The organism is bacterium, assembly GCA_019912885.1.
Lineage (GTDB): Bacteria > Lernaellota > Lernaellaia > JACKCT01 > JACKCT01 > JAIOHV01.
Genome location: JAIOHV010000140.1, coordinates 47,111 through 70,588, shown reverse-complemented (window position 1 = coordinate 70,588; position 23,478 = coordinate 47,111). Strand labels below are relative to the sequence as shown.

26 protein-coding genes are annotated in these 23,478 nt (G+C 62.9%); 14 read left to right on the top strand and 12 right to left on the bottom strand.

The genetic code is table 11. The features are described 5' to 3' along the window. The first annotated feature begins 70 nt into the window (after positions 1 to 70). On the top strand, positions 71 to 478 hold the full coding sequence (locus K8I61_11825; GenBank protein MBZ0272718.1) for a hypothetical protein: 408 nt from the start codon (positions 71 to 73) through the stop codon (positions 476 to 478). A gap of 9 nt (positions 479 to 487) precedes the next feature. Here K8I61_11825 and K8I61_11820 read toward each other — a convergent pair whose 3' ends face one another. The 3 genes from K8I61_11820 to K8I61_11810 form a co-directional block, all read right to left on the bottom strand. Continuing rightward, the gene (locus K8I61_11820; protein MBZ0272717.1) at positions 488 to 934 is read right to left on the bottom strand and encodes a polymer-forming cytoskeletal protein; all 447 of its coding nucleotides are present in this window, start codon (positions 932 to 934) and stop codon (positions 488 to 490) included. A 74-nt stretch (positions 935 to 1,008) separates the two neighbouring features. After that, positions 1,009 to 1,947, bottom strand: coding sequence for a ParB/RepB/Spo0J family partition protein (locus K8I61_11815; GenBank protein MBZ0272716.1), 939 nt, complete (start codon positions 1,945 to 1,947; stop codon positions 1,009 to 1,011). Further along, positions 1,944 to 2,735 (bottom strand): ParA family protein, encoded by a 792-nt coding sequence (locus tag K8I61_11810; protein ID MBZ0272715.1) that lies wholly within the window; start codon positions 2,733 to 2,735, stop codon positions 1,944 to 1,946. Before K8I61_11810 ends, K8I61_11815 begins: the two co-directional genes overlap by 4 nt. A 524-nt stretch (positions 2,736 to 3,259) precedes the next feature. Between K8I61_11810 and K8I61_11805 the strand changes: the two genes are divergently transcribed. The 8 genes from K8I61_11805 to K8I61_11770 all read left to right on the top strand — a co-directional run bounded on the left by K8I61_11805 (position 3,260) and on the right by K8I61_11770 (position 10,061). Then, the gene (locus tag K8I61_11805; protein MBZ0272714.1) at positions 3,260 to 4,741 is read left to right on the top strand and encodes a chitobiase/beta-hexosaminidase C-terminal domain-containing protein; all 1,482 of its coding nucleotides are present in this window, start codon (positions 3,260 to 3,262) and stop codon (positions 4,739 to 4,741) included. Positions 4,742 to 4,984: 243 nt separating this feature from the next. Then, positions 4,985 to 5,434, top strand: coding sequence for an Rrf2 family transcriptional regulator (locus tag K8I61_11800; GenBank protein ID MBZ0272713.1), 450 nt, complete (start codon positions 4,985 to 4,987; stop codon positions 5,432 to 5,434). Positions 5,435 to 5,705: 271 nt separating this feature from the next. Next, a complete protein-coding gene (locus K8I61_11795; GenBank protein MBZ0272712.1) occupies positions 5,706 to 6,416 on the top strand; it encodes a phosphoadenylyl-sulfate reductase in 711 nt (236 codons plus the stop codon). A gap of 60 nt (positions 6,417 to 6,476) precedes the next feature. After that, the gene (locus K8I61_11790; protein ID MBZ0272711.1) at positions 6,477 to 7,277 is read left to right on the top strand and encodes a sulfate adenylyltransferase subunit 2; all 801 of its coding nucleotides are present in this window, start codon (positions 6,477 to 6,479) and stop codon (positions 7,275 to 7,277) included. Positions 7,278 to 7,366: 89 nt separating this feature from the next. Then, positions 7,367 to 8,944: a GTP-binding protein gene (locus K8I61_11785; GenBank protein ID MBZ0272710.1), complete on the top strand. Its 1,578-nt coding sequence runs from the start codon at positions 7,367 to 7,369 to the stop codon at positions 8,942 to 8,944. Positions 8,945 to 9,116: 172 nt separating this feature from the next. Beyond that, positions 9,117 to 9,359, top strand: coding sequence for a hypothetical protein (locus K8I61_11780; GenBank protein MBZ0272709.1), 243 nt, complete (start codon positions 9,117 to 9,119; stop codon positions 9,357 to 9,359). Continuing rightward, the gene (locus K8I61_11775; protein ID MBZ0272708.1) at positions 9,356 to 9,655 is read left to right on the top strand and encodes a CopG family transcriptional regulator; all 300 of its coding nucleotides are present in this window, start codon (positions 9,356 to 9,358) and stop codon (positions 9,653 to 9,655) included. The genes K8I61_11780 and K8I61_11775 overlap by 4 nt, the downstream gene beginning before the upstream one ends. Beyond that, complete coding sequence (locus K8I61_11770; protein MBZ0272707.1) at positions 9,642 to 10,061, top strand: PIN domain-containing protein; 420 nt, start codon at positions 9,642 to 9,644, stop codon at positions 10,059 to 10,061. Before K8I61_11775 ends, K8I61_11770 begins: the two co-directional genes overlap by 14 nt. Positions 10,062 to 10,089: 28 nt before the next feature. Here K8I61_11770 and K8I61_11765 read toward each other — a convergent pair whose 3' ends face one another. From K8I61_11765 to K8I61_11735, 7 genes are all read right to left on the bottom strand, one after another. Next, positions 10,090 to 10,827, bottom strand: a complete 738-nt coding sequence (locus tag K8I61_11765) for a hypothetical protein (GenBank protein MBZ0272706.1) — start codon at positions 10,825 to 10,827, stop codon at positions 10,090 to 10,092. Positions 10,828 to 10,882: 55 nt separating this feature from the next. Further along, complete coding sequence (locus K8I61_11760; GenBank protein MBZ0272705.1) at positions 10,883 to 12,388, bottom strand: hypothetical protein; 1,506 nt, start codon at positions 12,386 to 12,388, stop codon at positions 10,883 to 10,885. A 56-nt stretch (positions 12,389 to 12,444) separates the two neighbouring features. Next, on the bottom strand, positions 12,445 to 13,002 hold the full coding sequence (locus K8I61_11755) for a DUF1579 family protein (protein MBZ0272704.1): 558 nt from the start codon (positions 13,000 to 13,002) through the stop codon (positions 12,445 to 12,447). Positions 13,003 to 13,108: 106 nt separating this feature from the next. Further along, entirely contained in the window at positions 13,109 to 14,518 is a 1,410-nt protein-coding gene (locus K8I61_11750) for a hypothetical protein (protein MBZ0272703.1), read from the bottom strand. Positions 14,519 to 14,985: 467 nt separating this feature from the next. Next, positions 14,986 to 15,909 (bottom strand): zinc ribbon domain-containing protein, encoded by a 924-nt coding sequence (locus K8I61_11745; GenBank protein MBZ0272702.1) that lies wholly within the window; start codon positions 15,907 to 15,909, stop codon positions 14,986 to 14,988. A 56-nt stretch (positions 15,910 to 15,965) separates the two neighbouring features. Beyond that, on the bottom strand, positions 15,966 to 16,397 hold the full coding sequence (locus tag K8I61_11740) for a DUF3592 domain-containing protein (protein ID MBZ0272701.1): 432 nt from the start codon (positions 16,395 to 16,397) through the stop codon (positions 15,966 to 15,968). Positions 16,398 to 16,437: 40 nt separating this feature from the next. Then, on the bottom strand, positions 16,438 to 16,785 hold the full coding sequence (locus K8I61_11735) for a hypothetical protein (protein ID MBZ0272700.1): 348 nt from the start codon (positions 16,783 to 16,785) through the stop codon (positions 16,438 to 16,440). Between the two features lie 266 nt (positions 16,786 to 17,051). Between K8I61_11735 and K8I61_11730 the strand changes: the two genes are divergently transcribed. The 5 genes from K8I61_11730 (at position 17,052) to K8I61_11710 (ending at position 21,055) form a co-directional block, all read left to right on the top strand. After that, the gene (locus K8I61_11730) at positions 17,052 to 17,987 is read left to right on the top strand and encodes a decaprenyl-phosphate phosphoribosyltransferase (protein ID MBZ0272699.1); all 936 of its coding nucleotides are present in this window, start codon (positions 17,052 to 17,054) and stop codon (positions 17,985 to 17,987) included. Between the two features lie 43 nt (positions 17,988 to 18,030). Further along, entirely contained in the window at positions 18,031 to 18,243 is a 213-nt protein-coding gene (locus K8I61_11725; GenBank protein MBZ0272698.1) for a DUF433 domain-containing protein, read from the top strand. Between the two features lie 10 nt (positions 18,244 to 18,253). Next, positions 18,254 to 19,711, top strand: coding sequence for a neutral/alkaline non-lysosomal ceramidase N-terminal domain-containing protein (locus tag K8I61_11720; protein ID MBZ0272697.1), 1,458 nt, complete (start codon positions 18,254 to 18,256; stop codon positions 19,709 to 19,711). Between the two features lie 57 nt (positions 19,712 to 19,768). Beyond that, positions 19,769 to 20,815 (top strand): carboxypeptidase-like regulatory domain-containing protein, encoded by a 1,047-nt coding sequence (locus tag K8I61_11715; GenBank protein MBZ0272696.1) that lies wholly within the window; start codon positions 19,769 to 19,771, stop codon positions 20,813 to 20,815. Positions 20,816 to 20,899: 84 nt separating this feature from the next. Beyond that, a complete protein-coding gene (locus K8I61_11710) occupies positions 20,900 to 21,055 on the top strand; it encodes a hypothetical protein (GenBank protein ID MBZ0272695.1) in 156 nt (51 codons plus the stop codon). 107 nt (positions 21,056 to 21,162) lie between these two features. Here K8I61_11710 and K8I61_11705 read toward each other — a convergent pair whose 3' ends face one another. After that, the gene (locus K8I61_11705) at positions 21,163 to 22,551 is read right to left on the bottom strand and encodes a hypothetical protein (GenBank protein ID MBZ0272694.1); all 1,389 of its coding nucleotides are present in this window, start codon (positions 22,549 to 22,551) and stop codon (positions 21,163 to 21,165) included. Between the two features lie 264 nt (positions 22,552 to 22,815). Next, complete coding sequence (locus K8I61_11700; GenBank protein MBZ0272693.1) at positions 22,816 to 23,382, bottom strand: hypothetical protein; 567 nt, start codon at positions 23,380 to 23,382, stop codon at positions 22,816 to 22,818. Positions 23,383 to 23,478: the final 96 nt, after the last annotated feature.

Genomic DNA, 23,478 nt, shown 5'->3' with positions numbered 1-23,478 from the left:
GGGGCTGATTCAGGTCCGTTGATCGCAAAACATCCTCGATGAATTGGTGCGGACGCTCGTGGCGCGCCGCATGTCAAAGCCCGAACGTGCTGCGCGTTTACGAAGTATCTTGAATGAAGGCTTTCCGGATGCCGACGTAACGGATTTCAACGCTCTGATACCGACGATGCCGAATCATCCCCACGACCGGCATGTTTCCGCCGTCGCCGTCAAATCGCGGGCTTCCATCATTGTCACCGCGAACACCCGGCATTTCAGCAAGCTTCCGCCTGGCGTCGTCGCGATGAAGCCCGACGTATTCATGACGCGAATTTTCGAGTCCGATCCTGACGGCGTTACCGACGTGCTTCGCGCACAAGTTCGCGACTGCACGGATCCGCCCATATCTCTCGATCATCTGTTGACCGAGCTTGACATCAACGCGCCCGGATTCGCGAAGGCGATCCGGGCGCATGTCGCCAGGTCAAAAAAGAAATAGGCCGCGGGTTTACGCTCCGCGCTCGCGCTCGCGGCCGCTGTCCGCGGCGCGCAGGTTCGGCTGGCTCGGCCGCTCGGACTTTTCGGTCTTGTCGCCCTTGTCCTCGGTTTCCACGTCGGCCGGCAGGTTTTCCATCTTGCAGTTGCCCTCGAAGATGACGCCCTGCTCGACGACCAGCGACGGCGTCGCGATGTTGCCGTAGAGCTTGCCCGGCGCGCGAAGCTCCGTACGCTTTTTTGCGTGGATATTGCCGGTGATCGTGCCGGACACGATGACCACATCCACGTTCACCTTGGCCTTGATCTGCGCGCCCGGGCCGATGATCAGCGTGCCCTTCGAGAAAATTTCGCCGTCGACCTTGCCGTCGATGCGCACCGTGCCGTCAAAGGTCAGCTTGCCGACGAACTCGCTGTTCTTGCCGATGAAGGCGTTGACGTCCTTCGGGAAGCCCCCCATCTCATCAACCATGTTCCTCCTCCTTCTCACGGACGCCGACGCGCCCCGAAATGGCGTTGCTTGTGTAAGACCGGTCAGGACGACCGGGATTTTCCCAAGTCGTGAAGTTGCTCCAGCATACGGTCCCTGTCCTCGCGCGAAAAGTAGTGCAACTCCACACGGCCCTTCTTTTCGTCGCCGCTCACCGTGATCTTCCGCCCGAGCGTCTGCGAAAGCTCGCCGACATAAGCCTCGAGGTTCGCGTCGCGACGCCGCGCCTCGCGCACCGGCGGATCCGCGGCCTCCGGCTCCCCGGGCTCGTCGCGGCGCGCGAAGCCCGCGACCATGCGCTCGGTTTCGCGCACGGACAAATCGTTTTGCACGATGCGCTCGTACGCCGCGAGCAAAAGGCCGATGTCCGCGAGGCCCGCGATCGCCCGCGCGTGACCGGCGGTGATCGTTTCATCGAGAAGCCCCTTTTTCACCTCGTCCGGCAAATTCAGCAGACGCACGGAATTGGCGACCGCGCTGCGGCTCTTGCCGATCCGTTCGGAAACCTGCTCCTGCGTCAGATCGAATTCGTCCATCAGACGCGCGATGCCTTCGGCCTCCTCGATCGGATTCAGATTCTCTCGCTGCATGTTCTCGATGAGCGACATGATCGACGACTCGCGCCCGCTCGCGTCGAGCACGACGACCGGCACGCTCGAAAGCCCGATCATGCGCGCCGCGCGGAACCGGCGCTCGCCCGCGATCAGCTCGTATTTGCCGTCGTCGCGCCGGCGCACCGCGAGCGGTTGCAGGATGCCCGCCTCGCGGATCGACGCGGCCAGCTCGGCAAGCGAACCGGACTCGAACAGGCGCCGCGCCTGGCGCGGGTTCGGCACGATCGCCTCGACGGAAAGGCGCGTCACCTCGCCCGCGCCCGGCGCGGGCGTTTCGCCGGTGCGCGCGGCGGACGGAGCGTCCGTCTCCTTGCCGGCAAGCAGCGCGGACAATCCCTTGCCGAGCGCGGGTCGCTTCTTCGAGGTCATCCGCCGGCGGCCTCCGCGATGATCGCCTTCTCGCGGCGCACCAGCTCGCGCGCCAGCGCGAGATAGGCGTCCGCGCCCGAGCTGCGGATGTCGTATTCGAAGATGGTCTTGCCGAAGCTCGGCGCTTCCGCCAGGCGGATGCCGCGAGGGATGGTCGTCTCGAAGGTCTCGACCGGGAAATGCGCGCGCACCTCTTCCTCCACCTGGCGCGCCAGATTCGTGCGCCGGTCGGTCATCGTCAGGATGATGCCGCCGACGCGCAAGTCGGCGTTGACCTGGCGGCGCACCATGTCGATCGTCTCCATCATCTCCGTCAGCCCCTCGAGCGCGTAATATTCCGTCTGCAGCGGCACCATCACCTCGTCCGCGGCGACGAGCGCGTTCAAGGTCAGGATGCCCAGCGACGGCGGCGCGTCGATGAGCACGTAGTCGAACTCGCGGCGCATCGGCTCGAGCGCCCGGCGCAAATAGAACGCACGGTCGTCGGCGTTGGCCAATTCGATTTCGAGCGCGGCCAGATCGCGCGCGCTCGGCACCAGAAACAGGCGGCCGGTTTCCGTGCGCCGCACAACCGACGTCATCGCGGCGCGGCCGACCAGGACGTCGTACACGTTCGGATCGCGGTCGCCCGTGCCGACGCCGAGGCCGCTTGTGGCGTTGGCCTGCGGATCGAGATCGACCAGCAGCACCTTGCGGCGGGCGAGCGCAAGTCCGGCGGCCAGGTTGATGGCCGTCGTCGTCTTTCCCACACCGCCTTTGCGGTTGGCCAGAGCGATGACCTGCGGCATGCGTCGATCTCGGATTCGTGCGCGAAGCGACGAGAGAATCCCGCGCTCAAAAGGATCGCGAGGGGACATGCTGTATCATGATCGGCCCGCGCGCGCCAAGGGCAAGTCCGGCTCCGGCTCGGCGCGATCGACGACGGCGCGGACACGGCGACCGGCGCCGCGCGAAACACGCGTGATCGAACCGCGGCGATACGCCCGTTTTGAATCGCGTGGCGGGGATCGTCGTGCGTCATCCCGCGTGAATAGGCAGTCGCCAAATTCATACGACGACAATTGAATGATGATTCATGATGTGGATTCGTAGCCGCAGGCGCGTACGCGGGTAATTTCGTAATGATTTCCGTAATCTTGAAGTCAATTTTTCGGAAATTTTTTCGGAAAATGCCTTCTGTTTTTTCAGGTCCTTGGTATACTGCATGAACAATGGGGAAGATCGACACCGCGCAGTTTGGCGTGACGGGAGCCCGCGGCGTCGGCTTGGGGTTTTCGGCTCACGCGCCGATTAAAAAAAGCTGAGGTACGCCATGAAAAATTTTACGTTTGCAGCGGCTCTGGTTCTGGCGATTCCGCTTGCCGTCGCGGGCTGTTCGTGCGGGGACGACGATGACGATGACGACGGCGGCCGCCCCGGTCTGACGTATTCCGATTTCGGCGACGACGACACGCAGCCGGGAGACGACGACTCGTTTTCCGATGACGACTTCGACGATGACGACTTCGAGGATGACGACATCGACGACGACCTCGACGATGATGACACCGATGATGACGACATCGACGATGACGACATCGACGACGACGCCGACGACGACACGGTCGATCCGGAAGCGCCGGTCACGACGGCGACGCCCGATGGCGGATGGTTCAACGACACGATCGGCGTGACGTTGACGGCGGTGGACAACGACGACCCGACGCCGACGATCTACTACACGACGGACGGCAGCGATCCCGTACCGGGCGGCGGAACAACGATGTCCGGACCGACGCCGGTCACGATCAGCGGCGTCCTCGCGGATACGACCGTGAAGTTTTTCGCGATCGACGTGTACGACAATGAGGAGCTGCCCCAGGAAGAGTTGTACCGGTTCGACTACGAAGGTCCGGTGTGCGTGACCGATCCCGATTCCGGAACTTATGGCGGCCCGTACGCGCCGCTCGGCATCGGTCCGCTGCAGGTCACCGTGAACTGCACGGATCTCGCGGATACGGATCCCGAGGTGTACTACACACTCGACGGCTCCGACCCCGTTCCCGGTCAACCCGGCACGTTCACCGAGGTGGCGCCGTTCAGTCTCGAATTCCCCGGGACGACGGCGTTGAAGATCCTGCCCGAGGATTTTCTCGGCAACCTCGGCCTGCAATCAGACTATCAGTTCGACATCCTCTACTACGACAACTTCGAGAGCTGGACGATCGGGTCGGTGCCCGGCGCGCCGTGGTCGTTCTCGAACGATCCCTGGAATGGCACCTTCCCGCGCGTGTGGCCGCTGTTCACGCCGCCGGGCGGAAGCATCCTGCAGATCCTCGACGACAACCTTTCGTTTGACGGCATCCGCGAAACGTGGGCTTCGTTGTATTTCGAGGAACCGGCACCGCTGCCGGATACCTACGGCGTGCAAGTCAGCATGCGCATCCGCGCGGACACGCACGGCGGATTCGGCACCTATTACACCGAGGACGGCATCAGCCACCCGTGGCGCATGATGGTTTTCTTCCGCGACGGCGACATCAAGGCGTACGACCACAGCCTCGGCGCGTGGGTGACCTGTCTCGCGGGGATCGCGTACGACGAATGGTACGCGATCGATGTGATGGTCGATCGCGTCAATGCGAGTTACGAAGTGAAGGTCGATCAGGCCGCGACGGCGTGCGTGAATCTCGAAACGTATTACGAAGGTGTGGGTCTTCCCGGCGACATGACCGGCGTGAAGTTCGCGACCGAAGGCCCGCCTGAAGGCACCGTGGAGTTCGACGCCTTCCGCGGCTACACCAGCGCGCCGTAACCTTTGGGAGCGAGGAACCTCCCGGAAGCGCAGGCGTCCCGCGAGCGGCCGATTTGGGAAGACACGAGCGTGGTTTTTGGAGTGCGTCGAGAGGTGAAGCCCGTCTCCGAAGCAGGCGGGACGTCTGCGCTCCCGGCGCTTGTGATTCACTCAATCCTTGATCCTCGATCCCCGATCCTCTTTCTCCTTGACTTCCCGCGCCGCCAATTTATCGTGATTGGCGGGCGCCGCGCGGAGAGTGTCTTGTCCAATCTCGTTTCGCAAAAATGCTATTATGGCTTGAAGGCGATGTTCCACCTCGCGCGGCATGAGCGCCAGGCGCCGATCAAGATCGGAACGATCGCCGAGCGGCAGAACATCCCCATCCGTTTTCTCGAGGCGATCCTCCGCCAGCTTCGCCAGGCGGGGTTCGTCGATTCGCGCCGAGGCTCCGATGGCGGGTATCTCCTCGCGCGGCGGCCCTCGCAGATCAAGGTCCAGGACATCATTGAATTTTTCGAGGGCGATATCGTTCAATATCCCGGTGCCGGCGAAAACGGCCTGACGCCGCAAAACGAGGTCGATCTGACGCTCGCGCTGGTCTGGGGCGAGGCGCGCGGCGCCATGCAGGGCGTTTTCGGGAACTGGAGCCTGCAAGACCTTGTGGATAAGGCCGAGGCGCAGAGAGAATATGTAGCAAATTTCACGATTTAGATGGTCCGCCTCGCTGTGGGACGATCATTCTTGACTTTCTCGATCAATTTAGTATAGTCGGCGTCGGTTGTGTCCTCGCGCAAGCGGCGCTATAAACCGCACGCGCGCGAACCGAAGTCCGGAAAAGAGGCGCGAGGTGCCCTTGTTTCGGAGCGCTTTCGCGGGGTGAGGGACACGAGGGTTTTGGGTAGCAGATCCCGAATCGCCTGAAGCAGGCGAACGGGCGCAAGGCGCCGGGCCGGATACGGCCTTCGGGCGCCGGGCACGCATGATGTCAAACGTTGCGTCATACAAGGGCATCAAGGACCCGCGCGAATTGCTCGCGGCGGCCTCGCGCGATTTCGGCGCGGGGTTGAAGCTCGCGTGCAGCTTCGGCCCGGAGGACATCGTCATCATCGACATGCTCGCGCAAATCGACGCACCCGCGGGGGTGTTTGCGATCGATACCGGCCGCCTTCCCGAAGAAACGTACGAGGTGGCCAGCCGCGTGGCCGAGCGGTTCGGCCTGCGCGTCGAGTGGTATTTTCCTCAGCGTGACGCGGTTGAACGCCTGGAGCGCGAAAAGGGGCTGCATTCGTTTCGCGATTCGGTCGAGAACCGGCACGAGTGCTGCGGCATACGCAAGGTCGAGCCTTTGATGCGCGCCATCAAGGATCTGCCGGCGTGGATCACCGGCCGGCGGCAGGAGCAGTCCGTGACGCGCTTTGCGCTGCCGCTCGTGGAAGCCGATCCCGACCGCGCCGGGGTTTTAAAGTTCAATCCGCTTGCCGAATGGACAAGCAAGGACGTCTGGGAATACATCCGCGAACGGGAGCTTCCCTACAACCGGCTGCACGACAAGGGCTATCCGTCGATCGGTTGCGCGCCGTGCACGCGGGCGATCGAGCCCGGCGAGGACGAGCGCGCGGGCCGCTGGTGGTGGGAGCGCCCGGAAAGCAAGGAGTGCGGGCTGCACGTCGGACACGATCCGGCGCGGCCGTAAAACGACATGGTGCGAGTGATACGCGACAATCCACGAGACTTTCGGGAGACCGTCAGAACCATGAATCATCTGGACGCGCTGGAAAGCCAGAGCATCTACATCTTCCGCGAGGCGTTCCGGCACTTCGAGGACATCGCCATGCTGTGGTCGATCGGCAAGGATTCGACCGCGCTATTGTGGCTGGCGCGCAAGGCGTTTTTCGGCCGCGTACCGTTTCCGCTCGTGCACATCGACACGACCTACAAGCCCGCGGAGCTGATCGCCTTCCGCGATCATTACGCCAGGGAATGGGGGCTGAACCTCATCGTCCACACGAACGCTGACGCCGACGCGCAGGCGATCACGCCTGACAAGGGCCGCTTCGAGTGCTGCACCGCGCGCAAAACCAAGGGCCTGCAACAGGTGATCGACCGCGAGGGCTTCAAGGGCGTCATCCTCGGCATCCGCCGCGACGAGGAAGGCTCGCGCGCCAAGGAACGTTTCTTTTCGCCGCGCGACGCGAACTTCGAGTGGGATTTCCGCGATCAGCCGCCGGAGCTGTGGGATCAATTCAACACGACCTTTTCCAGGGACACGCACATCCGCATCCATCCGCTTTTGCATTGGACGGAGCTGGATATCTGGGAATACACCAAGCGGGAGAACATCCCCGTCTGCCCCTTGTATTTCGCCAACAACGGCAAGCGATTCCGCAGCCTGGGCTGCTGGCCCTGCAACATGCCCATCAGCTCGAACGCCCGGACGATCGACGAGATCGTCGCCGAGTTGAAGGTGACCAAAACGCCCGAGCGCGCCGGGCGCGCGCAGGACCACGAGAAGGCGTACATGATGCAGAAGCTCCGCACGCTGGGGTACATGTAAACGGCCGCGCTCAAGATGCCCCTGAGCGTTGAAATTTTCCGCGCCGCGCCCCGCTCCGGGCGGGGCGGCGCGCGTTTTTGGGAGAGATGATGGAGGGAGCCAACGACGCCCTCAAGATCGTGATCGTCGGCCACGTGGACCACGGCAAATCCACGCTCATCGGCCGCCTGTTCTACGACACGGGCTCGCTGCCGCCGGAGCGCTACGCGGAGATTGTCGCGGCTTGCAAGCGGCAGGGGCGCGAGTTCGAGTTCGCCTATCTGATGGACGCGCTCGAGGAAGAGCGCGAGCAGAACATCACGATCGAAACCGCGCAGACGTTTTTCCGCACCGAGAAGCGGCCGTACGTCATCATCGACGCGCCGGGGCACAAGGAATTCCTGAAGAACATGATCACCGGCAGCTCCACCGCGGACGCGGCGATTCTCATCGTCGACGCGGCGGAAGGCATGCAGGAGCAGACCCGCCGGCACGCCTACGTGCTCTCGCTTCTGGGCATCCGGCAGATCATCGTGGCCATCAACAAACTCGACCGTCTGGAGTTCTCGCAAAAGGCGTTCGCGCAGGTGTCGAGCGAGGTGAAAACCTTCCTGCACAGCGTCGGGCTCGTCGCCTCCTACATGATTCCGATGAGCGCGAAGACCGGCGACAACATCGCCTCCCGCACGGACAAGGCGCCGTGGTATTCGGGCCCGACGTTCGTGGAGGCGCTCGATGCGTTCCTGCCCGTGATCGTCGATCAACGCGCGCCGCTGCGCCTGCCCATCCAGGACATCTACAAGTGGGACGGCAAACGCATCTACGTCGGCCGCGTCGAGTCCGGAACCATCCGCGTGGGCGAAGAGGTGACGATCGCGCCGACCGGCAAATCGACGCGCGTGAAATCCATCGAGGGCTGGCCGACAGCCGGACGCATGTCCGCGGGCGCGGGCGAAAGCGTCGGGCTGACGCTGGTTGACGAGCTGTTCGCCGAACGCGGGCACGTCATCGCGTCGCCGCCCACCGCGCCGTTCGCCGCGACGGAAATCTCCGCAAGCCTGTTCTGGCTCGGCCGGGATCCGCTCGTGCGCGGCCGGAAATACGAACTGCGCCTGGCGACCGTGTCGGTCGAGGCGGAGCTGGCAAGCGTGCAAGAGCGCATCGACTCCTCCACGCTCGAGGTGCTCGAGCGCGACGCGGCCGAGATCCACAACACCGAAACCGCCAACGTACGCCTTCGCCTGAAGCGCCCCGTCGCCGCGGACGCCTTCGACGAAAACGTGAAGCTCGGCCGCTTCGTGATCGCGGCGAACGGCCGCGTTGCCGGCGGCGGCATCATCCGTGGCGCCACCAACGAGAGCCTCGGATCGGCGCGCCGCGTGGTGCGTTTGTCGGATGCCGTCACGCAGTGGCCCGAGCCCAACCTCGTCGATATGACAAGCGAGAACGCGATCGTGGAATTCGACGCGGACCCCGCGTTCATCGAGGCGCTGGGGCGAGGCGAGCGCTTCCTGTTCCGCTTCCCGTCGATCGACCACCTGCACCCGCTCACGGCGCTCGCGTACGAATACGATCTTGTGTTCACCTTCCGGCGCGAGGGTCAGGGCCTGTCCGCGCTGCTTTCGTCCAAGGATGCGGGCAAAAGCGCGTCGGCCGCTCCCGACGACGCGCGCGATTTCGCAATCTAGGTTTTTCGGCGCCGCCAGGGACGCGAGGAACACGAAGGAGATCGAATCCTACGCGTTTTGCTTTTCCTCTTCCTCGCCATCGTACGAGATCACGAGATCACGACTTCACGACATCGCGAATGCACGAGAACGACGATTTCGTGCTATTCTGCTCGCGAACAGGAGGCGAATCGTGCAGCGTAAGAAGAACGTCACCGTCAAGGTTCCCAAGGAGTTGCTCAAGCAGGTCCGCCACCTGGCGGTGGAACGCGAGACCTCCGTGTCGGGCCTTGTCGCGCGTTTGGTGCAGGATCGGATGAATCGCGATCCGCAATTTCGCGGCGCCATGGAAGCGCACCGGAAGGTGGCCGTAAGCGCGCGCGGCAAAAAGCGCGCTCAGCCCAAAACCCCCAAAACGGGGAGCGAACGCAAATGAGCGCCCAACGCACAGCGCGATCCTACGAGGACGCCGGGTCTCGCGCGAAGGATGAACACCAGAACATCACGCTTTCGCTGCCCGCCGACATGCTAAGCGGCCTGCGCCACATCGCGATCGAGCGCGGCATGTCGTTGTCCGACTATGTCGCGGAGTTGATGGAAAATCTGGTCGACCGTGAAGAAAAATATCGCGCGGCGATGAAACGTTCGCTCAAACTTATGAAAAAAGGGTTCAACCTGGGCCTGAACGAGCAGATTCCCTGGACGCGAGACGAACTCCATGAGCGCGATTGAGTTCGTCGATACGAACGTTCTCATCTATGCGCATGACGCCAATTCGCCAGGCAAGCAACGCGTTTCGATCGAGCTGATAGAACGCATCTCCAACAATTCGATCGGCGCCATCAGTACGCAGATTCTGCTGGAGCTCTACAACGGACTCACAAGAAAACTGAAAAGGCGCATGGACGAGAAAACGGCGGCGTTGATCGTCGCCGAAGCCGCACAATGGTTCGTCTTCGTCCCGAACGAAGGCGACGTCCTTCAAGCCATCGAAATATCGCGCCGCCACCGGATCAGCATATGGGACGCCATGAACGTCCAGGCCGCGAAGCAGGTCGGCGCGAAGGTGCTCTGGACGGAGGATCTGAACGACGGTCAGGTCATCGACGCCGTGCGAATTCGGAATCCCTACGCGTAACACCGCCGGCCGGACGGACGGCGGCATCCTACAGCTTTCCCCACCCCGCAAGAAAACGCAGCTTGACGATGGCCGGATGCGCGATCGTCATGTCGTGCCGGTCAAAGACGTCCGGGTGATCGGTCGTCGTCGGAAACGGGTAGATGTCCGCCTTTAACTCGATGCCGTAAGCAGCGGTCGTCGATTGCGCCGCGCGCAGGATGCCCACCCCGAGGCCAAGAACCCCGGTGTTCGCGCGGCCCTGGTGCACGGTTTCCTCGTCGCCCTCCCCAAACGAAACTTGCACACGCTCCCACACAAGACCGGCGTCGGCGAGCACGAACGGAAACCAGCGGTAGCGCCCGAAATAACGCACGTACCCGGCGCGCGCCGCGAATTGCGCCATGCCGAAATCCGTTTCCACGGTGCGTTGTTCACCGTCCGATTCGAGTCGATGTTCGAATGATCCGCCGGTGAGGTCGTAGGACGCGCCAAAGGTGAGCCCGTTGCGCCCCCATGTGGGGATGAGGAACAGGGCGGCCGAAAATCCGGGGATGTTCGCCTGCGCGCCGGAAACGGACCGGGCCGCCGCGCCGTCGGTTTCGATGCCGACCGACGGGGCAATCGTCACGCCCGCCTCGATCATGAAAAAGCCCGTGACATCGCGCGACATCGCGGCCGACGGCGGTGGCGCCGGGCGGCGCACCTGAGCGCTTGCTGGAGCCGCGCCAACGGCGAAAAACACAACGAGCGCGGTGAGCGAAAGCCTTCGCGCCGCCCACGTCATCGGCGTCATCCCGGGAAAAAAGCCACCGCGGCTCGATCGCCGCGGCGTCGGGTTTCTAGCACCCGCAGCAGTTTTCGTCGTCGTTGTCGCGACGCGACGAATCACGTGAATCGTCGTCGTCGTCCTCGAACGCGTCGTCGTCCGGCGTGACGTCATCGTCGAAATCGTCATCGTCATCCGAGTCGTCGTCGAAGTCATCGTCGAAATCATCGTCGGAGGTGTCGTCGTCGGACGTGTCATCGTCGGACGTGTCATCATCCGCCGTGTCGTCGTCCGCCGTGTCGTCATCAAAATCGTCGTCATCGCCGGGGATCGTCGTTGTCGTCGTCCCTCCGGTCGTCGTCGTCGCCCCCGTCGTGGTTGTGGCACCGGTCGTCGTCGTGGCGCCCGTTGTCGTCGTGGCGCCCGTTGTCGTCGTGGTGCCGCCGGTACTTGTCGTCGTCGCGCCGGTCGTCGTTGTCGTGGATGTCGTTGTGGTTGTCGTGGAAACCGCGCAGTACTCGTATTCGAGCCGGATCATCGCGTCGCGCGAGGGCGTGAAGACGGTGTCGAAGTTCTCCCACGTCGTCTGATCCCCGTTGGAAATCCATGAATGGCCGTCCGGATCGGCGCTGTCGACCCCGAGGAATTCCGTACCGAGGCCCGCCGGAAAACGGACGCCGGCGCAAAACGCTCCGGACGTCAGCGGGACGAGAAACTCCCCTTCGCCCGACACATCGACGAAGTTCCAGGTGTCGGCCGTCGGCACGAAACCCGAATCCACCCAACGCGGATCGCCCGTCTGGGGCCCGTCGTTGTCCGGATCGTAATACACGATATATTCCACCTGACTGCCCTCCTGCGAGAGCGCGGTGAAGAACGCTTCGACACCGGTGAGATACGCGGGGTAGGTGTCCGGGGTCACGCAGACCACCACGGCGATGCCAAGCGCAGGTGCGACCGGGATTTCCGAAGTGCCGTCGTCCTCGATGATCGTGTCGCTGACCTCCGCGATGCAATCGCCGCCAAGTCGGACATTGTCGATCGCGAACCATCCGCCCGCGCTGTTGGTCGTCGCGAATCCGAAGCGAAAGCGGGAGTCCGGCATGCCGTCGAGTTCGTCGGACACATCGACTTCCAAAAGCGAATCGTCGATCTGGTCATCCGTGCCGCTGACCATAACTTGCCAGCCGCCCCCGTCCGCCTCGACATACAGCGCCGCAGCGACATCGCTTGTTGGCGAGAAAACGTCGATGGACGCCGTGATCTCCATGTTTTCGAACCCGGTCAGATCGACGAGGTTGGAAATGATGTCCGAATCCGTCGCGACGCCATAATTCGTGTAGTAGTTGTCGACGCTCGCGAACGTCATGAAGATCAAGTCCCAGGTGCTGTCGCGTACCGCCTCGAGATCGGGGTCACCGGTGATCCACGTCTCGCCGGCGTTGTTGACGACCGACCAGTGCGACGGAATGCCGTTTTCGAATTCCTCAAAGATGACGACGCGAGCCAAGGCGGGCTCCGTCGCGACCGACGTGAGAATGATCAGCGCGAACGCCGCAAGCAGGTATCGAGATTTCATGAACCCTCCCCTTTCGAAACAATGCGCCGATCCGGGGCGCCGCCGCGATTTCTCGCCTATTTCTTGCACACCGAGCGGGAGAACGCCTTCCACTCGTCACCCTGTTTCATGTTCCACGTGCTGACAAGCTCACCGCCTTCCTTCTTCTCCCACGTCCACCGGACGGGCGTCAGCTTGCCGGGCTCCATCGGGATGTCGGCTGTGAACGTGAACCGGTCGTCCGCCCAACCGTCCGACTCAAACCGCGCCACCATGCCCCAACTATCGACGCCGACGAGAACGTACTTCTTCGCCAGGGCATCGTAACCAATGTGCCCCGAGGCCTCGAACGGCGGATGCACGTCGCTGGCTTCCTCTTTCCAACTCAATGCGTACCAGAAATCGCGGACGCCTTTCTTCACGTTCAACGCCGCTTTGAAATCGTGCGCCGGCCCGGTCATCTCGTGCGCTTCCTGCCGATTGTCACAGGACCAGTCGCCCTCGAAGAAGGCGACGTTCTCAAGTTCGGGCGCGGGCGTCGGCATTGCGGGCGCCGCGGGCTCCTCCTCGGCATGGACGAACGACGTGACGGCAAGCAAAAAAAGCGACAAAACGCACAACGTTCGAAACATCATCGTTTGAGTCTCCTTCAAGAAATTCAATTAATCGGACGCGTAACCGGATTCTAGAAACGATAGACACCAAGAGCAAGCGGGCGGCGCGCCCGCGCCGGACGCGGCTCTAGCACCCGCAGCACGTCGAGTCGTCCCCGTCACCCGCGGACGTAGGCCCGCCCGGATCGTCGTCCTCGTCGGTATCGCCGCCGGTCGCATCGTCATCGTTCTCCGCATCGTCATCATTCTCTGCGTCGTCATCGTTCTCAGCGTCGTCATCCGTGCCGGGGGGCGCCGTGGTGGTGGTCGTGGCGGGTACGCTCGTCGTCGTCGAGGGCGCGGTCGTGGTCGTCGTGCCCGCGCTGGAGCTTGTCGTTGTCGCGCCGGTTGTGGTCGTCGTGGGCGGCGTGGTTGTCGTGGTCGGCGGGGCGGTCGTCGACGTCGCGGTCGAGCACGCCTCGGCCCGAGCGCGAATCATCAGCGTGCCCGTGCCCGTGTAGTGACCCCAGCCGTCCGTCGCGGATCCGCCGTAGCTGACGCCGTCGCCGGGCGTCGAGGCGTCCTCGCCAATGTAAATGCGTTGGTCGAATTCCGCCGGCGCCGCGTCAACCTGACGCACGCCGACGCACCAGCCGCCCGACACGATCGGAGGTGAAAGCCCTTCGACCCCGAGAAGCGCCTCGGACCAACCCGTGGATCCGAACATGTCGGGATCGGATTCAAAAATCGGTTCGCCTTCGGGCGGACCCGTGCCGTCCGGATTCTCGTAAACCACCCAGCGATACTCCTCCGTGTTCGGACCGAAGGTGTGGTGAAACGCCTCGATGCGCATGAGATAGGCGGGGTACCGATCGGGAACAAAGCAGTTCACGAACTCGCGGCCTTCGACGCTCCACGCGTGGGCGTTGTTCCACTCGCCATCGTCGTGAACGAAATCGTGCGACTGGGGCAAAAAACAAAACCCCTCGACGAGAATGTCGTCCGCGGCGAAATACGCGCCCGCGTCCGCGGGTGAAGCGAAGCGAAGGCGAACGCGCGCGTCGGCCGGGCCGACGGGGGTCGATTCGCCAAGATCGAGCACGGTGTCCGAGGTGTCGTCGGTCAACGTCATGGCAAGCAGGTCGCCCGCGCTGGCCGCCAGTCGAATCGACGCGCTCGCTCCCCCTCCCTTTTGAAAACTCGCGCCGAGCGTCAACGCGATGTTCTCGAATCCCGTGAGATCGAGCGGCGGGGAGACGAGCTCGGTGTCCGTCGCGAATCCGGGCGTGTGATACGTCGCGGCGGAACAAAACGGCGCATCGAGATTCGCCCAGCCCGCGCCGATGGCCTCGAGCACCGCGTCACCGGTCATGAAGGTCGATCCGCCCGTCGCGTGATCGACGATCGTCCACCGGTCCTCGAGACCGCGGTCGAACGAGTCAAACAGGATGACGCGCGCGACCGAGCGGCCCGCGGCGAGCAGCACAAACGCCGCCACCAGCGGGGCGAAAATCCGCCGGCCGCTTGCCTTGCCCGGCTCGCGCGCTCGTTCGATCATCCGCCGATTGTAATGGAGACCGTCGCGCGCGCGAAGGGCGCGAAACCGTCAGGCCGCCGTCTCGACAATCCTTGCGTGACGCGCCTTCAACTTCCCGGATGCGAAATTAAAACCAGCGCGCCTTCAGATAGATCCACGTCACGAGAAGCACGGCCGCGACCGAGCCATTGAAAAAAAGCTCCAATTTCATTTCCGATTCCCCCTCGAGTCCGAAGCGCGGCGAAAAAACGCTGCATGCGCGCCCCGAAAAAGATTTCATTGTTTTCTGCGTTGCTATGAGATCTTGACGGGCGAATAACTACCATGAGCAAACAATAGAAACAATAGTAATTATAGCGAATAAGTGAATTTTCTGTCCCATTTGTGTGACGGAAAACAGAAACGCCAGAAACAGAGGAGGTTAAATAAGCGACAATTCCAGCGCAAAATCAACGGTTTGAGCCCGTCGCCGACCAATCCTGCGCCCGCTATTTCGACGCCGCGGGAGGATTGTCGCCGGTTTTGGGGGATGGCTCGGCGTCCGCGGTTTGGGCCAAATCCGGAGATACGGCATCGTCGTTCGGGCCATTATCGGGCAGGTCAAATCCAGGCAACGGTTCGCCCGACGCGGGGGCGCCGTTGACCGGAATCGCGTCGGCGATTTCAACGCGGTGCAAAAAGAAGTCGTAACCGAAAAGCCGGCCGCTGACGGTGACCGGAGCGCCTTCGGTGAGATCGTTGATCATCGCGTTGGCGGCCGGATCCATGAACGCGCGCACGAGCCGTTTGGGGGCCGGCGGCGGAACGCCGAATGGGTCGACGCGTACCTCCGAGGCCATCGTGGTGTAGGTGCTGACTTCATCGACCGTTCCGCTCCAACGCACCCACCGCCCGGCGTACTGGGCAAGGAATCGCTCCTTTCGCGTTTCGCGCGGGAGCGCCTCGTCGCGCATCAGGCGGAAGACATCATCCACGCCGATCGTCTCGTGCGCGCGGCCGGCGAGGTCGGGCGCGCTGGTCGAAAACTTCGGGCCATCCACGCGAACGGTCGCGTCGTCGATCTCGTAAGCAGCCCAGGCGATGAGCGCAAGAATGATCCCCGTGAAAAGCGCCTTGCGCCCACGTCTCCACGGCATCGCCAGCCACAGCCACAAAAGCGCGACCGGCGGGCAGCACGGAACAAGGACGACGAACAGGAAGGTGCGAAAAAAGCCCGCGCGTGTGGCGTTCGCGCCCATCGGCACGATGGCGGGTGCGGCGCCGCCGGTAGGCGCCCGTTCGCGATCGCCCGAAAATTCGGGTTCGTCGCCGTCGCCTTCGATGGGCCCCCACCATTCCGAGCCGCAGTAGAGGCACCGGGTCGCCCCGCGCGAGGCGGGCGCGCCGCAGTTGGGGCATTTGCGCCAGGTCATGACGGAAGGCTACCGGGATCCGGCATCCGGTGACAGGTCATCCGTGCGACGCGCACCTATTCCATGACCGCTTCGATAGCTACATCCCTCGGGTCGCCGGGATCGAAGCGCAATTTCACGCGTTTGCCGGGCTGAAATTGCGGCAGGTGCACGGGGGAGATGATCATCTTCACCGACGTCTCGTACGGCGCGCCGCCGGGTGGTTCGACGGTCAGGCGAATGCGCACCTGCGGTTGATCGTTGAAGCGGTTGCCGGTGTCGTCGATGGATAAAATTGTTCCCTGGGCCGGTGTGCCGGTTTTGAGCAGGCGCTCACTGTGGCATTCCGGACCGACCAACGAAAATAACGGGACGGCGGCGCCGATGAGAATGAAAAACGCGATGAGGATCGCGATGCGCGGCCTTTTCGGCGCGGTCGCCGTTTGCGGGGATCGACCCGGCTCGATCGGATCCGGCGAGATGGTTTCGGCCGAAAATTCCGGACTCACGTGTACTCCCGATCGACGGCGAAAAAATCGCGCGCCGAATTTACGACGTGCCGTCGTCGGCCGCGGCGGCGGAGGCGCTTCCGGGCGCCCAGGCCGATTCGATGGGCGCGGGCGCGGCGTCCCGTCCGACGGGCAGCGAATCCCACTCGGCCCGTTGCTCGTCCGAAGGCATGGAAACCGGGGGCTCGCCGACCGACGGCATGCGTGTCACGCCGCCGATCGGACGTGCGGGCAGGGGCGTCGGCGCGGGCGTCGGCGAAAAAAGATGCGCGAGCGTCGCCGTGGGGTTCTCGGATACCGCGCACGTCACGACGACGGCGCCAAAAAGGATCGATAGCGCGATCGCGCCCGCGATCTGGAGCCGGCCTTTCCACGTCTCGGAAATCATGTGCGCATCTTGCCACGCGCGTCTAACAGGTCAATGCGTCGCCGCGCCGCTCACTTTTCGTCTTCCAGTTCCCAAATGGGAAATGGACACAACGGACTTGATGGACGCCGTGGACGGATGAACGCGCGCCATCGACGCAAACCGCGCATTTCCGCGCGACACGAACGTGCTCGCCGTCTCTTTCCTCTTTCCTGGTTCCTAATTCCTATTTCCTAATTCCTCATGCGCCGTTAGCATCCGCGCCGATGGACGATACCGCCGACATCATGAACCCGCCTCCGGCGGGGGGGAGGGCGCGCGGCCTGGCGCTTGGCGTCGCGCTTTTGCGCGCGGGACGGCCGGGGCAGTGGATCAAGAATTTCATGCTCTTCCCGGCGCTCGTGTTTGCCGGCCGGCTCACGGATACGCGCAGCGTCGCCGCCGTGGCCGGGGGGTTCGCCGCGTTCTGCCTGCTGTCGTCCTCGGTATATTTTTTCAACGACATCCGCGACGTGGAGCAGGACCGCCGCCATCCGAACAAGCGGTTCCGGCCGATCGCCTCGGGGCAGGTGCCCATCGCGCTCGCGCATCGTGCGATGATTTTTCTGGCGGCGGCGGGGCTTGCCGGGATGCTCGCGCTAAACCTCATCACGCTGACCGCCGGGCTCGACGTGTTCGCCATCGCGCTTGCGTATCTCGCCTTGCAGATCGCGTACACGCTGCACCTGAAACACGTCGTGATTCTGGACGTCGGGTGCATCGCCGCGGGATTCGTTTTGCGCGTGCTCGCCGGCGCGGCGATCCTCGACGTGCCGATCGGCATGTGGATCGTCATCTGCACGACGCTGCTCGCGCTGTTTCTCGGCTTCGGCAAGCGCCGGCACGAGCTGGTCCTGCTCTCCGGGGGCGCGGGCGAGCACCGGCGCATCCTGCAGGAATACTCGCCCTATTACCTGGACCAGATGATCGCCGTCGTCACGGCGAGCACGGTCATCGCTTACGCGCTCTATACGCTCGATCCCGTCACGGTCGCCAAGCTCGGAACCGACAAACTGCCCTTCACGATCCCGTTCGTGATCTACGGCATCTTCCGCTACCTCTACCTCGTGCACCAAAGGGAAGAAGGCGGCAGCCCCAGCAAGGTGCTCGTCTCCGATCGCCCGCTGCTTGCCAACATCGCGCTCTGGTTCGCGGTAGTCGTGGTGCTTTTGTACGTCGATTGACGCCACGCCCTTGCGGACGGACAATTGTCGTGGGAGTCCTACGATGACACGCGAAGAGATGTTCAATCGGATTACCGTCAATCCCGGCGTATGCGGCGGAAAGCCATGCGTTCGGGATACGCGCATTGAGATCGCCGTAATCCTCGACGGACTCGCAGACGGCATGGTGAACGAGGAAATCGTCGGCCACTATCCCCAACTCACGATCGACGATATCCAGGCCGCGTTGGCATTTTCGGAATCATCTGGATATTGACTTCGCGAAAATGAGTCTTTTTTACACTGTTCTATCCGCCCTATTGATTCCTTTAACGTTCTCCATGGGCTGCGCGTGCGGATCGGCTGACGACGACGATTCGGATACCGCGGGCGACGACGACTCCGCATCCGACGACGACGCCAACGACGATGACGTGGACGATGACACGATCGACGACGACACGATCGACGATGACGCGAACGATGACGATGCGAATGACGACGACACGGGCGACGACGATATCGATCCGCGTTTCAAGGCCGGTTTCGCCGAGGTCGATATCACGCCCGTCGAGCCAGTGAAGATGGCGGGCTACGGCACGTTTTTCCTGTCCGAGGACAACTGCCGCTGGTCAACCGGCGTGCACGATCCCCTCTACGCGCGCGCCGTTGCCTTCGATGACCCCACGGGCGGCGGCCCCGTCCTCCTTGTCGTGCTCGACCTTGTCGGCCTTGTGAAAAACGACGTGGACATCATCGCCGAGGATATCGCCGAGGCGACCGGCCTTTCGCCGGACAACGTCATCGTGGCGTCAACGCACACGCATCACGGTCCGGACACCATCGGCATCTGGGGCGTGCTCATCCCGCCGATCTCCGGCCGGCAGGCGGCGGTGATCGAGTCGATCCTCACCGGCGCGGTCGAGGCGGGCGCCGCGGCGTGGGATGCGCGCGTGCCGGCGTCGTTCGCCTTTGCGGCGGGCGAGGAGGCGGCGCTGCACAAGAACATCATCGACGATCCGGACAAGACGATCGACGACACGATGACCGCGCTTTTCGCGTACGACGAAGGTGGCGCGATGCTCGGCTCCGTCATGAACTGGGCCGCGCATCCGACCGTGATGGGCGAAGAAAACACGCTCGTCTCCGCGGACTTTCCCGGCGTGTATAGCCGGGAGATGGCGGAAGATTTCGGCGGCGTGCACGTTTTCGTCAACGGCCTGCTCGGCGCGATGATCCAGCCCGATCCCCGGTGGGTTGACGCCGACGAATGGGACGAGGTGGAAACGGTCGGCGCAACGCTCGCGGACGACGTAGGCGCCCTCTTGGCCGTCGCGGAGCCGATCGAAAATCCGTCCATCGATTTTTTGGCGAACGTCACGCTCGAAAGCACGCTTGTGAACCCGGTGTTCGCGCTTGCCGGCAAGCTCGGCCTGATCGCCCGCGACATCCCGCCGCTTGGCGGAACGGCGTACGCGCGCATCAGCGCCTTCAACGTCGGGCCGGTCGTTTTCGGAACGCTGCCCGGCGAATACGTCCCGAATTACAGCGGTCCCCTTCGGACCGGGATGGGCGGCGAGGCGCAAATGCTGATCGGCCTTGGGCAGGACTGGCTCGGCTACATCCTGACGCCGGACCAGTTCGCCACCGCGCCGTACGCCTACGAAACGGTGCTCTGCCCGAACCCGAACATCGGCGATCTGACCGCCGCGATCTACGAACAGATCCAGGCGAATCGGCGTTGAACGCACGCGATTCGTGATAGAATCGTGCTCGTCGAAAATCGAAATAAGGGTCATCCGATGCGGGGAAGACTGCGCGCGTTTTTCGTTTCGATCGCCGTCGCGGCGATGGCGATTGGCGCGCCGTCGTGCTCGTGCGAAGGAGAGGAAACCGCGCCGTTCGCGAACTCGGGCGGCGCCGACGAACAGGATTGCACGCCCGGGGACGCCGAACTGTCGGGGCGGGTGGTCGCTCCGGATTTCGTGACGCCCGTCAACGGCGCCGATGTCACCGTGATCGGCGAGAGCCTTCAAACGGTCTCCGACGGTCAAGGCGATTTCCACTTCGACAAAGTTCCCGGCGGTGACCAGCGTATTCGTGCGGAAAAGAACGGCTTCGCGGGCGAAGCGACGGTGAAGATCTGCGTCTCGCGGGGAAACTACGTCGAGGTGCCGATACGGCCGATCGACTTCCACATGGCCGTCGTCGTCACCAAGGAAAATTTCCAGACCGGCGATTTCGACTACGACGCGATTCAGGATTTGCTCGCCCGGATGGGATACCGCGAGGGGCAGGATTTCGACATCATCCGCCCGCGCGATCTGCGCGACGAAGCCCTTCTCAAACAGTACGACTACGTGTTCATCAACTGCACGAACAATCCGATCGTCGGCGACCCCGAAATCATCGAGGCGTTGCGCGGCTACGTGAAGGCCGGCGGCGGGCTGTACGTGTCGGACTGGGCGTTTACTTACATCGTCGACGCGTGGCCGGACGCGATCGCGTTTCCGGATTTCGCGCACATCGGCTATTCCACTTACGCGGAGGGCGTCGTCGAAAGCGACGCGCTCGCGGCATACCTGGGCGCCGGCGTCATGGAGATCGAATTCAATCTCGGGGCGTGGGTCTCGATCGCGGACACGGGCGACGAAACGCAGGTGCTGGTTCGCGGAGATTACGAGGTCTTCGGCTTTGAAGATATCGCGACGGTGACCGACGGCCCGTTGCTCGTGCAATTTCCTTTCGGCGCCGGCCGCGTCACCTACACCTCGTTCCATCACGAGGACGGCCAGACGCGCGACGTGACACGGGCGCTGAGTTTTATCGTCTTCAATCCGCTGATTTGAAATCGGGACCGGCGAGGCCATCGTGTGACCGGGTTTGGCCGGCACATCGTTTTCATGGTTTGAACGATGAGGGAGGGAATCGTCATGCGACGAACGCGGCGCGGTTGGTGCATCGTTGGCGCGATCGCCATACTGGCGTTCGGCGGGCCCGCGTGTTCATGCGAAGGCGAGGAGACCGCGCCGTTCGACCCGGGCGCGGGCGCCGTTCCCGGATCGACGCGCTCAAGCGCGAGCGAATGAACGTCGAAAGGCAAAAATCCATACGCGAGAAGGACGCTTTTGAACAGCACGCGCCCGCGGACAAGATCGTTGATGCGGTCCGCGGCGATGTTCGCACCGGCCGGCTTTTACGGAGATACCGACCAGACGCCGCTGCTTTTCGATATCAAGATCGAGTGATCGGGGGTCACGCTGACGCCGCGCACCTGCTGAACGAGCGAGCGGTCGCCCACCCAGACGGACCGCGTTCGCTTCCGTGTTTTCAGATCGATGACGTCGACCGTTCCGGTAATGTAATTGGCGACGTAAGCGACATCCAATTCTTGATCGATCTCGATGTCGCGCGCACCGAAACCGACCGTGACCCGGCCCAACGTGTTAAGATCCTGGTCCAGGATCATCACCTCGCCAGGCGCGGGACGCGTCACCCAGACGCTCCCGTCCTCGGACCAGACGGCGACACCCCAAACGATGGTCGGGCCGAGCCAGCGCTCCTTGCCGATCGATGGATGATTTCGGTGCAGATTGATGCGGTAAACCTGTCCCATTTGCGCGGTGACGTACGCGAAATACCGTCGCTCGTCCACGTCGACATGGTAGATCAAACCGTCGAGTTCAATAAAAACATCGGGCGCGCCGGGCCGCGCGTAATTGCGGATTAACAGGATATTGCTTCTTTCGCATGCGAGGATCAGGCGAGGGATCTGGTAGAAGACCGTGATGTCGATGGGGCGGTTGCAACGCGGGATGTCGAAGGTGCCGCTTTCGCCGCCTTCGCGCATCATCGAAATCGCGCCGATCTCGTTCGTGAGGTAATTCGCGATGAAAAAGGCTCGCTCGTCGTTATTCCAAGCCAGGCGCTGAGGGCGTTCGCTTCCCGGGACCGGGAGCTGCCGACCTTGATCGAAAAAGATCGCGTCCTCGTGGCGCGAAAGCACCACCGTCTGTCCATTCGGATTTGTCTCGGCGTCGTAAGCGGGGTGGGGATAGATGTTGACGCTCGGCGGTGTATCCGCCGCGATGGCTTGCCAGGCGTTTGCGGCCGCGAATCCGAACGCGCCGGTCACGAGCATCGCGACGAGAACGCGCCCATGCCATGGCTCACGATTTCGCAATCGATAAAAGGCGACCGCAAACGCGCCGGCGATGACAATCCCCATGAGCGGTTGCCATGAGCAGGTGACGGACCAGATCATGATGAGAATCGCCATGGTCACAAGCTCGCCGGCGCCGGTGAACACAACGAGCAGCGTGGGAAAAAAACGCTGGCCGATCAGTAATCGCGCGACGTAAATAACGGTGCCGGCGACGATCGCGATGATGATCATGTCGATGACGAAAAATTCCTCGATATCCTGGACCATGACGATCCGAACCGCTTCCGAAAGCTTCCGCGCGATTTTGTAGGCACGAAAACCAAAAAGAAAGATGGCATCGGCAATCGCCTGAGCCACATAGTCCTTGAAAATCAGCGTCGCCCCCGAGCCGCGAATCGACGATTCGATGGGCGTAAGCATGGCGAGCGCCGCGAAGAACGCGAACAATAACCTCGTGACGCGCGGATGGCGCGCGCCGGCGCGGCTAAGCGGAAATGCAATTTCCGTCGTTTTGCGTTTCGTGCTGATGGGGCTTATCCCGCGGCGTCGGAATGACGAATTTTCAACGTGGCAACGCATTCATCGTGCCAGCACACAAGGGCAAAATCAACGACGCTCGTGTGTTTTTTTCCTCGATACTCCGGCAAATTTTCGCAACAACCGGGGCGACGGCAAGGTACCGTTTTATGAGGGCCGTCCACCGAAACGCGAGCGCAATCGCCGATGCCGCCGGATAAACAGAAAACGCACGACCGCGCGCGTGATCGGCGCGGCGAAAGCAGCGCGCGGCGCGACCGTCAGCCGGTCGGTGACGCGGCAGCCGTTTTCGCCAAGTGGCTCGAACGAGCGTTCGTGGTGCCATCGCCGCCCAAGCCATGACGTCGATTCCTCGACGAAGCCGTGTCCCGGATCGACGCGCTCAAGCGCGAGCGAATGAACGTCGAACGGCAAAAACCCGAACGCGAGAAGGACGCTTTTGAACAGCACGCGCCCGCGGACAAGAGCGTTGACGCGGTCCGCGGCGATGTTCGCACCGGGCACGGTATCTGCCGCGAGAGGCGCCTGGCGACCTGCGCGCAGCACCTCGTCGGCCTTTGCGCGGATGATCTCCTCGAACGTTCCCGGCGGATGCGTCATGCGCACCCACGGCCCAAGCTCGAAATTGACGCCTTCCATCGTGCCGGCGTGCGCCCACACGTCGGCCGGGGGAGCGTCGAGATCGGAGGAAAATTGGAGGACGATTTCGGGCAAACAAGCGACCATAAGTTCGAAACCATTGTACCACGCGCACGACGGTCCATTCGCGGATCACGCCGATTTCCTGTCGTTTCCGGTCCCGGCGCGCCG

Coding starts and splice junctions, on each gene's coding strand:
- K8I61_11825 (MBZ0272718.1), top strand. CDS start 71: ATGTCAAAGCCCGAACGTGCTGCGCGTTTACGAAGTATCTTGAATGAA.
- K8I61_11715 (MBZ0272696.1), top strand. CDS start 19,769: ATGCGGGGAAGACTGCGCGCGTTTTTCGTTTCGATCGCCGTCGCGGCG.
- K8I61_11730 (MBZ0272699.1), top strand. CDS start 17,052: ATGAACCCGCCTCCGGCGGGGGGGAGGGCGCGCGGCCTGGCGCTTGGC.
- K8I61_11750 (MBZ0272703.1), bottom strand. CDS start 14,518: ATGATCGAACGAGCGCGCGAGCCGGGCAAGGCAAGCGGCCGGCGGATT.
- K8I61_11795 (MBZ0272712.1), top strand. CDS start 5,706: ATGTCAAACGTTGCGTCATACAAGGGCATCAAGGACCCGCGCGAATTG.
- K8I61_11720 (MBZ0272697.1), top strand. CDS start 18,254: ATGAGTCTTTTTTACACTGTTCTATCCGCCCTATTGATTCCTTTAACG.
- K8I61_11815 (MBZ0272716.1), bottom strand. CDS start 1,947: ATGACCTCGAAGAAGCGACCCGCGCTCGGCAAGGGATTGTCCGCGCTG.
- K8I61_11785 (MBZ0272710.1), top strand. CDS start 7,367: ATGGAGGGAGCCAACGACGCCCTCAAGATCGTGATCGTCGGCCACGTG.
- K8I61_11710 (MBZ0272695.1), top strand. CDS start 20,900: ATGCGACGAACGCGGCGCGGTTGGTGCATCGTTGGCGCGATCGCCATA.
- K8I61_11760 (MBZ0272705.1), bottom strand. CDS start 12,388: ATGAAATCTCGATACCTGCTTGCGGCGTTCGCGCTGATCATTCTCACG.
- K8I61_11775 (MBZ0272708.1), top strand. CDS start 9,356: ATGAGCGCCCAACGCACAGCGCGATCCTACGAGGACGCCGGGTCTCGC.
- K8I61_11805 (MBZ0272714.1), top strand. CDS start 3,260: ATGAAAAATTTTACGTTTGCAGCGGCTCTGGTTCTGGCGATTCCGCTT.
- K8I61_11820 (MBZ0272717.1), bottom strand. CDS start 934: ATGGGGGGCTTCCCGAAGGACGTCAACGCCTTCATCGGCAAGAACAGC.
- K8I61_11765 (MBZ0272706.1), bottom strand. CDS start 10,827: ATGACGTGGGCGGCGCGAAGGCTTTCGCTCACCGCGCTCGTTGTGTTT.
- K8I61_11770 (MBZ0272707.1), top strand. CDS start 9,642: ATGAGCGCGATTGAGTTCGTCGATACGAACGTTCTCATCTATGCGCAT.
- K8I61_11755 (MBZ0272704.1), bottom strand. CDS start 13,002: ATGATGTTTCGAACGTTGTGCGTTTTGTCGCTTTTTTTGCTTGCCGTC.
- K8I61_11745 (MBZ0272702.1), bottom strand. CDS start 15,909: ATGACCTGGCGCAAATGCCCCAACTGCGGCGCGCCCGCCTCGCGCGGG.
- K8I61_11705 (MBZ0272694.1), bottom strand. CDS start 22,551: ATGCTTACGCCCATCGAATCGTCGATTCGCGGCTCGGGGGCGACGCTG.
- K8I61_11810 (MBZ0272715.1), bottom strand. CDS start 2,735: ATGCCGCAGGTCATCGCTCTGGCCAACCGCAAAGGCGGTGTGGGAAAG.
- K8I61_11725 (MBZ0272698.1), top strand. CDS start 18,031: ATGACACGCGAAGAGATGTTCAATCGGATTACCGTCAATCCCGGCGTA.
- K8I61_11790 (MBZ0272711.1), top strand. CDS start 6,477: ATGAATCATCTGGACGCGCTGGAAAGCCAGAGCATCTACATCTTCCGC.
- K8I61_11735 (MBZ0272700.1), bottom strand. CDS start 16,785: ATGATTTCCGAGACGTGGAAAGGCCGGCTCCAGATCGCGGGCGCGATC.